This is a genomic window from Serratia sp. H1w (assembly GCF_000633355.1).
GTDB lineage: Bacteria > Pseudomonadota > Gammaproteobacteria > Enterobacterales > Enterobacteriaceae > Chania.
This window is the reverse complement of sequence record NZ_AYMQ01000060.1, coordinates 1-12,999: the sequence shown is the minus strand read 5'-3', so window position 1 is coordinate 12,999 and position 12,999 is coordinate 1. Positions and strand designations below refer to the sequence as shown.

The 12,999-nt window shown below is 51.2% G+C and carries 9 protein-coding genes; 7 read left to right on the top strand and 2 right to left on the bottom strand.

The genetic code is table 11. The features are described 5' to 3' along the window. The 3 genes from U869_RS32210 to U869_RS0115365 all read left to right on the top strand — a co-directional run. Positions 1-6,089: YadA-like family protein (locus U869_RS32210; protein WP_025123317.1), on the top strand; the 6,089-nt coding region annotated here is incomplete at its 5' end. A gap of 92 nt (positions 6,090-6,181) precedes the next feature. Then, positions 6,182-6,988, top strand: a complete 807-nt coding sequence (locus U869_RS0115370) for an OmpA family protein (protein ID WP_025123318.1) — start codon at positions 6,182-6,184, stop codon at positions 6,986-6,988. An 18-nt stretch (positions 6,989-7,006) separates the two neighbouring features. Then, positions 7,007-7,879: a hypothetical protein gene (locus U869_RS0115365; RefSeq protein ID WP_157834739.1), complete on the top strand. Its 873-nt coding sequence runs from the start codon at positions 7,007-7,009 to the stop codon at positions 7,877-7,879. Between the two features lie 34 nt (positions 7,880-7,913). On the opposite strand, the gene U869_RS0115360 is transcribed toward U869_RS0115365, so the two are convergent. Next, entirely contained in the window at positions 7,914-8,861 is a 948-nt protein-coding gene (locus U869_RS0115360) for a LysR family transcriptional regulator (protein ID WP_157834738.1), read from the bottom strand. Between the two features lie 597 nt (positions 8,862-9,458). Here U869_RS0115360 and U869_RS30055 point away from each other — a divergent pair. The 3 genes from U869_RS30055 to U869_RS0115345 all read left to right on the top strand — a co-directional run bounded on the left by U869_RS30055 (position 9,459) and on the right by U869_RS0115345 (position 11,455). Then, positions 9,459-10,103 (top strand): response regulator transcription factor, encoded by a 645-nt coding sequence (locus U869_RS30055; RefSeq protein ID WP_157834737.1) that lies wholly within the window; start codon positions 9,459-9,461, stop codon positions 10,101-10,103. 39 nt (positions 10,104-10,142) lie between these two features. Next, positions 10,143-10,760 (top strand): LuxR C-terminal-related transcriptional regulator, encoded by a 618-nt coding sequence (locus U869_RS0115350; protein WP_025123322.1) that lies wholly within the window; start codon positions 10,143-10,145, stop codon positions 10,758-10,760. Positions 10,761-10,861: 101 nt separating this feature from the next. Then, entirely contained in the window at positions 10,862-11,455 is a 594-nt protein-coding gene (locus tag U869_RS0115345; RefSeq protein WP_025123323.1) for a LysE family translocator, read from the top strand. Here the strand turns inward: U869_RS0115345 and U869_RS0115340 are convergent. Then, positions 11,431-12,246, bottom strand: a complete 816-nt coding sequence (locus tag U869_RS0115340) for an AraC family transcriptional regulator (protein ID WP_025123324.1) — start codon at positions 12,244-12,246, stop codon at positions 11,431-11,433. The two genes, U869_RS0115345 and U869_RS0115340, sit on opposite strands and share 25 nt — an antisense overlap. An 84-nt stretch (positions 12,247-12,330) precedes the next feature. Between U869_RS0115340 and U869_RS0115335 the strand changes: the two genes are divergently transcribed. Continuing rightward, positions 12,331-12,789, top strand: coding sequence for an isoprenylcysteine carboxylmethyltransferase family protein (locus U869_RS0115335; protein WP_029988331.1), 459 nt, complete (start codon positions 12,331-12,333; stop codon positions 12,787-12,789). The last annotated feature ends 210 nt before the right edge of the window (positions 12,790-12,999 follow it).

The following is a 12,999-nucleotide window of genomic DNA, read 5'->3' as shown; positions in this document are numbered from 1 at the left end:
GCGCTATCGCCAGTGCAGATGGTAGCATCGCGCTGGGTGCGGGCTCTCTGGCAGACGGCAGCACCTTGTCGCATGACGCTTATCTGGTCGGTGGCGCAGCGAAGGGTGAAGTGAACGTGGGCGATCGCCGTATTACCGGGCTGGCTGCCGGTGCGGACGATATGGATGCGGTCAACGTGGCGCAGTTGAAAGCCACGGCAGCGGGTTCTGTTGCCGATGCGGTGATGTATGACAACAGCACTCACAACAACATTACCCTGGGCGGCAACACCTACGATAACAGCACACACACCGGTGGCACCACCATCACCAACGTGGCGGATGGTGTCGCGCCAAGCGATGCGGTGAACTACTCACAGCTGACCGAAACCAACAACCAGGTGAGCACCAACACCACCAATATTGCCAACAACACCACCAACATTAATGGGTTGAAGGATGATGCGTTGCAGTGGGATGCGTCTCTGAATGCCTACAGCGCCGACCATATGGGTAACGGCCCGGCCAAGATCACCAACGTAGCAGCCGGTGACTTGACGGATACCAGCACCGATGCGGTGAACGGTTCCCAACTGAAAGCCACCAACGATCAGGTGGATATCAACACCACCAATATCGCGGGTAACACCACAGCGATCACCAACCTGGGCGATACCGTAGACAACATCTACAACACCGGGACCAAGTACTTCCACGCCAACTCCACCGGTACCGACTCTGTCGCCTCTGGTCTGGATGCGGTAGCAATCGGTATGGGCGCTATCGCTAGCGCGGATGGTAGCATCGCGCTGGGTGCGGGTTCGCTGGCAGACGGCAGCACCTTGTCGCATGACGCCTATCTGGTCGGTGGTAAAGCGAAGGGTGAAGTGAACGTGGGCGATCGTCGTATTACCGGGCTGGCTGCCGGTGCGGACGATATGGATGCGGTCAACGTGGCGCAGTTGAAAGCCACAGCAGCAGGTTCCGTTGCGGATGCAGTGATGTATGACAACAGCACCCACAACAACATTACCTTGGGTGGCAACACCTACGACAACAGCACGCACACCGGTGGCACCACTATCACCAACGTGGCGGATGGTGTCGCGCCAAGCGATGCGGTGAACGTTTCACAGCTGACCGAAACCAACAATCAGGTGAGCACCAACACCACCAACATCGCCAACAACACCACTAACATTAACGGGTTGAAGGACGATGCGCTGCAGTGGGATCCGTCTCTGAATGCCTACAGCGCCGACCATATGGGTAATGGTCCAGCCAAGATCACCAACGTAGCAGCCGGTGACTTGACGGATACCAGTACCGATGCGGTGAACGGTTCCCAGTTGAAAGCGACCAACGATCAGGTGGATATCAACACCACCAACATCGCGGGTAACACCACGGCCATCACCAACCTGGGCGATACCGTAGATAACATCTACAACACCGGGACCAAGTATTTCCACGCCAACTCTACCGGTACCGACTCTGTCGCCTCTGGTCTGGATGCGGTGGCAATCGGTATGGGCGCTATCGCCAGTGCTGATGGCAGCGTAGCGCTGGGTGCCGGTTCACTGGCAGATGGCAGCACCTTGTCGCATGACGCTTATCTGGTCGGTGGCAAAGCGAAGGGTGAAGTGAATGTGGGCGATCGTCGTATTACCGGGCTGGCTGCCGGTGCGGACGATATGGATGCGGTCAACGTGGCACAGTTGAAACAAGTGAGCACCGACTCGGTAGCCGATGTTGTTAAATACGACAACAGTACTCACAACAACATTACCCTGGGCGGCAACACCTACGATAACAGCACGCACACCGGTGGCACCACCATCACCAACGTGGCGGATGGTGTCGCGCCAAGCGATGCAGTGAACTACTCGCAGCTGACTGAAACCAACACCAACGTCACCAACCTGGGTGATACAGTCACCAATCTGGGCGACAACGTTAACAACATCTACAACACTGGGACCAAGTACTTCCACGCCAACTCCACCGGTATCGACTCTGTCGCTTCTGGTCAGGATGCGGTTGCGATTGGTATGGGGGCCATTGCCAGTGCTGATAACAGCGTAGCCTTGGGCGCAGGTTCTCTGGCCAACGGCAGCACCTTGTCTCACCAGGCTTATCTAGTTGGCGGGACTGCAAGAGGTGAAGTGAACGTGGGCAATCGCCGTATTACCGGGCTGGCTGCGGGTGCAGACGCAACGGATGCCGTGAACGTGGAACAACTGACCTCGGTCATGAACCACTACTACAGCTTCAATAACGTTTCCATGTCTGATGCCAACTTCAATAACGATGGTGCCACCGGGGCCAACTCGATTGCGGCAGGTATCAACGCCGCCGCGAGAGGGGTAGGTGCGGTTGCTACCGGTGTGAATGCAATGGCAAACGGCGATCATTCAATCAGCCTGGGCTACAGCACCGTGGTTAACGGTGCACGTTCGGCTGCGATTGGTGACCCAACCGTGGTTAATGGTGATGACAGCTATTCACTGGGTAACGATAACCTCATCGACTCCAACAAAGTCTTTGTCGTCGGCAGTAACGTGAAAGTCGACGCCGGCTTGGATGGCGCGGTCGTATTGGGTGATAGCTCTGCTGCCAGCGCTGCTGTGGCAACGACGGGTGTCACACTCAATGGTAAAGACTATGCCTTCGCCGGTACAGCACCGACCAGTTCGGTCAGCGTAGGGGCCGTAGGTGCAGAACGGACTATCACCAACGTGGCTGCAGGCCGTCTGAATAAAGACAGCACTGATGCTATCAACGGTTCACAACTGTTTGCTACCAACCAGGCGATTGATGGCCTGCAAGGCGGCAGCGTTCAGTACGATAAAAATACTGACGGCAGCGTGAACTACAACAACGTGACGATGGGTGGCGACACTTATGACAACAGCACACATACCGGTGGTACCACTATCACCAACGTGGCTGATGGCGTCGCGCCAAGCGATGCGGTGAACTTCTCACAGCTGACCGAAACCAATAACAATGTCACCAACCTGGGCGACAACGTTAATAACATCTACAACAAAGGCACCAAGTACTTCCACGCCAACTCCACCGGCACGGATTCTGTGGCCTCTGGTCTGGATGCGGTGGCGATTGGTATGGGGGCCATTGCCAGCGCTGATAACAGCGTAGCCTTGGGCACAGGTTCTCTGGCCAACGGCAACACCTTGTCTCACCAGGCGTATCTGGTTGGCGGGACTGCACGGGGTGAAGTGAACGTGGGTAATCGCCGTATTACCGGGCTGTCTGCCGGTGCGGACGATATGGATGCGGTCAACGTTGCACAGTTGAAAGAAGTAACCTCCGGTGCTGTTGCCGATGCGGTTATCTATGACAACACGACGCATAACAACATCTCTCTGGGCGGTTCGACCTATAACATCGACAACCATACTGGTGGTGCGGTTATTACCAACCTGGGTGACGGTGCGGTTAACGAGAACTCCAGTGATGCCATCAACGGCTCACAGCTGTATGAGACCAACCAGCAGGTGGCTAACAACACGACCAATATCGCCAACAACACCAACAATATTAATGGGTTGAAGGATGATGCGCTGCAGTGGGATGCGACGCTTAACGCTTACAGCGCCGACCATATGGGTAACGGCCCGGCCAAGATCACCAACGTTGCAGATGGTGCTCTGACCGATACCAGTACCGATGCGGTGAACGGTTCCCAGTTGAAAGCGACCAACGATCAGGTGGACATCAACACCACCAACATCGCGGGTAACACCACGGCGATCACCAATCTGGGCGATACCGTCGACAACATCTACAACAAAGGTACCAAGTACTTCCACGCCAACTCTACCGGCACGGATTCTGTGGCCTCGGGGATTGATGCGGTGGCAATTGGTATGGGCGCAGTGGCAAGTGCCGATGGCAGCATCGCGCTGGGTGCCGGTTCTCTGGCCGACGGCAGCACCTTGGCTCATGAAGCCTATCTAGTAGGTGGCACGGCGAAGGGTGAAGTGAACGTGGGTGACCGTCGTATTACCGGGCTGGCTGCCGGTGCAGACGATGCGGATGCAGTCAACGTGGCACAACTGAAACAAGTTGCCACCGAATCGGTAGCCGACGTGGTGAAGTATGACAACAGTACTCACAACAACATTACCCTGGGTGGTGACACCTACGACAACAGCACGCACACCGGCGGTACCACCATCACTAACGTGGCGGACGGTCAAGCTCCAAGCGATGCGGTGAACTACTCACAGCTGACCGAAACCAACACCTCTATCACCAACCTGGGTGATACGGTGACCAACATCAACAACAAGGGCACCAAGTACTTCCACGCCAACTCTACCGGCGCGGATTCAGAGGCGACAGGTATCGACTCGGTGGCAATCGGTATGGGCGCAATCGCCAGTGCTGATGGCAGCATCGCCTTGGGCACAGGTTCTCTGGCGAACGGCAGCACCTTGTCTCACCAGGCGTACCTGATCGGCGGGACTGCACGGGGTGAAGTGAACATCGGTGACCGTCGTATAACCGGGCTGGCTGCCGGTGCGGACGATGCGGATGCGGTGAACGTGGCACAGTTGAAACAGGTGACCACCGAATCGGTAGCCGATGTCGTTAAATATGACAACAGCACCCACAACAGCGTGACCCTGGGTGGCGACACTTATGACAACAGCACGCATACCGGCGGTACCACCATCACTAACGTGGCGGACGGTAAAGCACCAAGCGACGCGGTTAACTACTCTCAACTGACCGAGACCAATAACCAGGTGGCGAACAACACCACCAATATCGCCAACAACACCACCAATATTAATGGGTTGAAGGATGATGCATTGCAGTGGGATGCCAAAGCCAACGGTGGCAAAGGTGCCTACAGCGCCAACCATATGGGTAACGGCCCGGCCAAGATCACCAACGTTGCAGCTGGAGACATCAGTGTCGACAGTACCGATGCGGTGAACGGTTCGCAGTTGTTCGGTCTGCAAACTGAAATTACCAATATCACCAATGGCAAAGGGGTCAAGTACTTCCACGCCAACTCAACGGGGGCAGATTCCAAGGCAGTGAGTGCCGAGTCTATCGCGGTCGGTGGTAATGCGGTTGCAACGGGTGTCAGCTCTATCGCCATGGGCAGTAATGCTCAGACGACGACGGATCACTCGGTTGCCATCGGTGGTTCCAGCAGCGTGAGCGGTAAGTCCGGCACAGCCATCGGTGATGGTGCGATTGTGACAGCCGATAACGCTGTGGCATTAGGCGCTGGCTCGGTTGCGGATCGGGTTAACTCGGTATCTGTGGGCTCGAAAGGTCACGAGCGCCAGATCACCAACGTGGCAGCGGGTACTGAGGATACTGATGCAGTGAACTTGGCTCAGTTGAAAGAGGTGTCCGGTAACATTACTAACATCGATAACTCAGTGAAGCAGAACAGCACGGATATCACCAATATCCAGAACGGCACCGACGGCATGTTCCAGGTGAACAATACCGACAAACTGCCGAAACCGATGGCGACCGGTAATAACTCGGTAGCCGGCGGCGCGGGTTCTAAAGCTTCGGGCAACAGCAGCATGGCGGTGGGTACTTCATCTACCGCTTCAGGTGCCAACTCCGTTGCTTTGGGTAACTCGTCTTCTGCTACTGCGGATAACTCGGTTGCTCTGGGCTCTGGCTCGGTCGCCGATAGAACTAACAGCGTGTCTGTCGGTTCTGCAGGTAACGAACGCCAGATCACTAACGTGGCAGCGGGTACTAAAGGCACGGATGGCGTTAACGTCAACCAGTTGACCAGCGGTATCAACGAGTCGAAAGACTACACCAACAGCAAGTTTAACGACCTGAAGAACCAGGTTGACAAGCAAAACGACAAGTTGGAAGGCGGTATAGCCGGTGCGATGGCGATGGCGAGCATGCCACAGCCATACTCGGCAGGGGCCAGCATGTTCAGCATGGGCGGTGCCAGCTACGGTAGCCAGGGGGCTGTCGCCATGGGGGTGTCAACCATTTCCGATAACGGCAAGTGGGTGACCAAACTGCAAGGGACCACGACCACGCAAGGGGATGTAGGTGTCGCAGTAGGGGTAGGTTATCAATGGTAATACGTTGATTTAGTCGATAACCGAAATGTAACAGCTCTGGTGGCGGTAACGTCACCAGAGCAACAGTAAAAAACTCTTAAATAGGCGGACTTATGTTATCTCTAACCAAAAGTGCTCGTGTTGTTCTGGCGGCAGCCATCGTGCTCTCCATCTCAGCGTGTACTCGATCCATCAGCCAGGTAGATAGTACCGGGCATACTGCCAGCCCGGTGTTCCCACAGATGGACAGTGCAACCCGTCCAGAGGGGAGCTACGTTAATCTGGCTAACCTTAATGCGATCAAACCGGGTATGACCAAAAAACAACTCTATCAACTGATCGGCACGCCGCACTTCTCTGAAGGCGTGTTCGGGGTGAAAGAGTGGGATTACATCTTCAAGTTCAGAATGGCCAGCGGCAACGATCTGGTTTGCCAGTATAAGGTGGTGTTCGATAAGGATTTGATCGCCCAGTCATTCTTCTTCCAACCAGAAAACTGTCTGGATAAGTTGAAGACGGCTCCAGCTGTGGTGAAACATGAGTCTCCATCCTCACCGGTGACCTTCAATGCCAACATGCTGTTTGGTTTTAACAGTGCAGTATTGTCGGCGGCGGGGGTGAATGAACTGACAAGTTTTGCCAACAAGATCAAGCAAACCAACCTCAACGATAAGAGCATCCTGATTATCGGGCATACCGATCGTTTGGGTAGTGCGGCTTATAACCAACGGCTTTCGTTGCAGCGTGCCGAATCGGTGCGCGATCTGTTGGTGGCAAACGGCATCAGCCGCCAGATTATTCAGGTGGAAGGTGCGGGAGCTTCCCAGCCGTTGGTCGCTTGCCCGGGTAAGAAATCGGCCAAAGTGGTTGAGTGTTTAGCGCCGAACCGCCGGATCGTCATTGAGTTCACCAGTAAATAAGCCATTCAGGACTGTAAGATGAAAGCGAAATTTTTAGTCAGGTCTGCCGTTTTATTACTAGCCAGCATGTGGGGTTTTAGTGCTCAGGCAGCGAGCAGGGATTATGTGGTCTCGTATCCTACCGCATCGCTCATCAGCGAGACGCTGTTGGAAATGACACCATCAGTCAATAATGCACGCAATGACCTGATGATGAAATTGGTGTGCGATCTGGCTAGAAATGAGAAGAGTCAGGCTGAGGTGGAGACCTTCCTGCGAAGGAACGGTGTCGACGTCAGCCAAATTCCTGAAAGTGGCAATGCCTTGTCGTTATTGGTTAATGGTGAAACCCAGAAACAGAAAGCTGCATGTGCCAGTTATATTGCCACCTCGGTGATCGTTCCTGGCGACAATAAAGACTGGTATCACGGCGTTAATGTCACCAATAAAGATAAAACTATCAGTGTTAAGCAAGAGGTTGACCAGGATAAGCTCAATCAGGTGATGCGCACCCGGATGTCGATTGCTGAAGCCAACGCCGAGTTTTATTCGTTGATGGCCAATGCGCTGGCAGGTAGAGGCACGATGAGCTACGCCAGCTACAAGAACCAGATATTCGATATGTTTTCGGAGTTAGCCCCATTCTATCTGGACCGAGTTAAACAGCTTTATGCGGGTAAAAAAGGGGATGTTACCCTATTAAGCCTGTCGAAGGATGATTATCGCGTGATGGATGATAAGGGGTATGTGATGTCCTTCTCCCAAGGAGCCGTTGATCTGGAAGTAAAAGGCGTTACCTGGTTTGGCAACGGTAAGATGTTAGGGAAAGAGTATTACCTGGATGTACCTTATTTTAGTCAGGCTGCGGCAAGCACCGAGCCTAAAAGCAAAACTTTGAAAAAACGTAGGTAACATTTGCATTATTGAGGGAGGGTGTTGTGGGTAATCACAACCCCCTCCTCTCTTCACCCATCATGATGTTAATGATATCGTTAAGAACCGGGTCATCGCTATTGCTTTTGTGAGTATGGCAAAACAGGACGTATTTTTCATCGTCAAAAAAATTACAATATAAATATCGCAGCGAGAATAGTTCACAAAGTAAAGGAGCAATGAATTCAGGTACAATGGTGATTGCATCAGAATTAACGATATGCAAAATACAATTGATCATTGAATCACTAAGATAGGTTCTGTGGATGTTCTTTTCAGTGAACCAGGAAAGTAAGGGGTTTTCTGGCGAGTTCATGCCGTGGCGATTAATCCAGCCAAATTTCACTTCCTGTGCCAATTGTTTTTTATCAATGCGATCGCTTATCCTAGGGTGATCACTTCTAAATAAAACCACTAGTTTAACGTTAGGAAATGGTTTTTTTACTATAGCGCGATCGTTTCCCAAGTGAAACCCAATGTCAATATCAATCTGTTTATTTCTTAATAGCTCTAGGCATTGTTCTCTATCATGAGGATAGGATGTGAATTCAAAGACATAGCCTTGTTGATATTTTTTATCCGCAATTAATTGATGCGAAAGCCAAAAATCAATGATTGAATTGCATCTGATGCGTATGGTTCTTGAGTGGGATGATAGTTCTGTACTGCCTGCAAAATCGAATTTCTTCAAGGTCGCATTAAGTTCGTCGAGCAACGGCCTGGTGTTGTTGTAGAGGTTTATCGCCAATAGGGTAGGTTTGACGCCGCTAGCGGTGCGGATCACAATAGGATCTGAAAAGTGTTCCCTGAGCTTGTTGAGTGCATAGCTGATGGATGAGCTGCTCAGTTTAAGGCGTTCGGCAGCAAGTGTTGCGCTGCCAGTTTCTATCACGGCGTTTAATAAGATCAGCAGGTTTAAATCCAATTCGGAATTCTTGCCGTTATAGGTATCGTTCGTCATCAAGCCAACCTCTTTATAGCTTGCTAGAGAGTCTCTATATCCCTTTGCCAATGCGGTATCCTGTCATTTCGCCCTTGTTGCCGGCTGGTATCAGTATAACATCAAATCTAAACATTATTGGTAACAAAAAGAAATGCTTACTTACACTGGAGGTTGTACTTACCGTTTAAACATAGCAGATTTAACTGAAAATACAGGGGGTAGACAGAACGGGTAGGTGGGGGTTTTCAATCATTGTATTTGGTTTTTTTATGTGAAAATAGTATGGCCGGGTGAGCGTGTATTACTAATGATATCGTGATAAGAATTTCCTTGCCAACCATTATTCTGTTAATGTATTGATTTTTAAATTATTTTTAATATTTAAAAAACACATTTTTACCATCTGGTTTGCCGTGTGGGCATTTTTGACGTTTAATGAAAATCTCAAAAACATCGGTTAACTGTAAGTTATTCTTATAGGATTTTTCCCATTTTTAATAAATGCATTCTTAATGACTCTATTGAGGTATTGAGAGATAGTGTTCAAAATGAAGGATAAACCACAATAAGATTTCTTCGTTAGCCAGGATGCTCAGTTTTACGGAAAATGGAAAGATGATGATAAATATTATCATGTTTAGTGATTGTGACTTGATTCGTTATGCGTTTAACAAACTCGTTGACGATTTGGTCTCTTCCAAAAAATACCTTGGCAAAGAAATTAATCTGACGCTGTGTAAAAGTGTCTCCAGCGTGACGGATGAGGTGATACAGAAAGAAAACTCCATGGTTATTTTAGACATGGATGAAGTTTTTTACTCCGATCGTATTGACTTTATTAATAAGCTGAAGGGAAATAACCAGGGCAGCGTTATCGTTACCTTATGCAAAAATGACGATGACAGCGACAGCTATCAGCTACTGTCACTTTTTTCTGATGTGGTGTTGAAGAAAAAATCAGATATTGAAACCATCACACTCACCATAGAAAAATTACTGACCAAAATGGGTAACCAATTTGGCGAGCTGCATAATGTTATTAATCATATCGGCAGCATGCGTTTCTTCGCACTGACGAAAAGAGAAAATGACATTCTGAAAAGAATTTTATCGGGTATGAAGAATAAGGAAATCGCGCAAGAGCTGTTTATCAGCAGTAAAACCGTGGGTACACACCGCTCAAACATTTATAGCAAATTCCATGTTAGAACTATCACCGAGCTTTATTTTAAATTGAAATCAGACTCATTAATTAGATAGTAAGGGATGTAATGTTATTGTAAATCCGCGAGGAATGAAATGAATAACCTGATGCTCATCAGCCGTTGCCAGTATCTATTGCTGGGGCTTAAGTATTTGTATCAACAAGAAACCGAGGATGATGGCGAGTGTTTGCAGTACAACTCGTTAAAAGAATGTGAGGTATTCAATCTTAAAAATACGGCGGTGATTGTTGATATTCGTGATGATTATTTTGAGTCATTCCGTTTGTTGCAGGCTTTTCGTTGCAAAAATCCGGAGGCGAAAATTGTGGTGATACTATCCTGCCATTCAAGCATTTACTTTAAATTGACTGCTAATGGTCTGGCCAATGGGATTGCCACCATCGACGATCCCATCGATGAGTTGGTCGAGCTGATCTTCTCGGTTTCTGGCAATGAAAGTATTATCACTCAATCCATTTTAAAAGAACAAGGTAGCTCCACCTCTAGTCAAGTGGAAAAGATCTCCATGACCCCTTGTGAAATCACCGTGTTTGATTCCGTCATGAAAGGGATCAGCTTGACGACGCTGGCCTGCCTGGATGGTCGAAGTATTAAGACATTGAGCCATCACAAACGTAACCTGATGAGAAAGTTTGGTATTATTACCAACCTGGAGCTTTACCGGTTGGCAAAAAATCAACTGAGAATTTGACCTTCTCACCAAGGCCAGTTTGCCTGAGGGCAATTTTGTTCAATACTCTCCCCGCGTAACCCGGCACGCTGGCACCTGTAACTCTCTTACAGGTGCTAACTATGACGCTTTACCTTTCGATGGCCGCTTTTGCGTTGGCCTCCTCCATTACTCCCGGTCCGGTGAACATCGTGGCACTTAGCTGCGGAGCGCAGTTTGGCTTTACTACCAGCCTGCGGCATGTGACCGGTGCGACCTTGGGCTTCACGTTATTGCTGGTGTTGATTGGCTTGGGGCTGCATGAAGTGCTTGCCTGGTGGCCAGGGCTGACAACCGCGATCCTGTGGGCTGGTGTGGTGTTTCTACTTTATATGGCGTATCAGCTTGCCGTGGATGACGGACGTTTAAGCCAGGGTGCGCAGCGGCAGGCACCTTCTTTTTGGTATGGCGCGCTGTTGCAATGGCTGAATCCCAAGGCCTGGTTAGCGTCGGTTGCCAGTATGGGAGCCTTTGTGGGGGACGGGGAGATGAGGCTGTTATGGCTGTTTGCCGGGCTTTACTTTGTGATTTGCTACCTGTCGATAGCCTGTTGGGCCTACGCTGGGGCGATGCTTAGTGGCTTGTTACAGCGGGCGCACAACCTGCGGCTTTTTAACCGCTTGATGGCGCTGCTGCTGGCGTTCAGCGCCTGTTACTTGCTGGCCGAGGGGATCTGATACTGGCCAGGGGTGGCTGCCAGCAACTGTTTGAAGGTGCGCTGAAAGTGTGCCTGATCGGCAAACCCGCTTTCGCTGGCCGCGGCGGCAATCGACAAGCCCCGTTTCAGTAGCCGCTGGCCGTGCTGTACCCGCTGATTGACCAGATAGGCATGGGGCGTCATGCCGTAGCGTTTCTTGAATGCGCGGATCAGGTAAGAAGGGGAGAGTGCCGACGCTTGGCAGATTGCTTCCAGCGTTAGCGATTGGGTGCAGTGAGCGCGGATAAACGCCGCAGCCGTTGCCAATTTTGGGGTCATATCCTGCTGTGTTTGCGACGGCTCGCCCAGCAACTGTGGCAGGTTACTGAAGTAATCCACCAAGGCGATCTGCTTTTCCAGATGGCAACACAGCGGATCGGTCAGAACGTCGTACAGCTGATTCAGGCCGTTAAATAGCGCCGGATCCTGGCTGATAATCTGCTTAAACGGCATAAAACCGCTGCCAGCATCCTGCTGTAGCGTTGCCAACCAGTGCTGGTCGATATAAAACATGATATAGGACCAGCGTTGATCGCCAATCGGGTTACAGCCATGCGCCTGCTGCGGGTTGATGATCACCACGTCACCGGTGCTAACCTGTAGGTGCTGGTCGCCATTAACGTAGGTGCTGGTACCGGCGGTGATGGTGCCAATACAGAAGAACTCATGACTGTGCAGCGCATAACACAGCTTGCGGCCATCTTCGACGGCGCGGGCTTCAACGAACGGTAGACGTTCATCGCGCCAGAATTGGGGGGCATAGGTGCTCATCGACTCTTCTTTGGCATGTTGACGGATAGGCTTTGTTATAGCGTAGTTTGTATGATGCGGTCGAGAGGGAACGGGATAATGATAATGAGGTTGCAGAGAATGGCTTTGCCGCCGGTGGTGATGGTGGTTTGCGCCGTTGGTATGGCGATAACCCGCTGGCTAGGCGAGGGTGGCTGGCAACAGAACCCACTTATTCTATTGAGCGCTGGCGTGTTGGCAGTGGTTGCCGTGACGATCATGATCAGCGCCAGCTATGCTTTTCATCGGGCGGGCACCACCCTCCATCCACAAAAATTTCAGCGGGTTAGCACGCTGCTGGTCACTGGGATCTTTCGTTTCAGCCGTAATCCGGTGTATCTGGGGCAGATCCTGCTGCTGGCGGTTTGGGGGCTGGTATTGGGAGGCATCGGCGTCTGGCTGTGGTGGGGGCTGTTTTTTGTCAATCTGGATCGCTGGCAGATCCCGCGTGAAGAGGCGTTTTTACGTGGCAAGTTCGGGCAAGACTACCGGGTGTTTTGCCGCCGAGTGAGGCGTTGGCTTTAAGGGGATATTGCAAATTTGTTCCCCTCACCCCAACCCTCTCCCACAGGGAGAGGGAGCTGTCCGGAGTCGTTGATTAGCTTGTGTTTGATGTGGAGTAAGAAGAACGAAGATGCGGTGTGACGCAGAAAAATCAGCGAGCTCGATCGGTCCCCTCTCCTTGGGGAGAGGGTTAGGGTGAGGGGCAAATAGCACAGTTTACCCCACCAACTG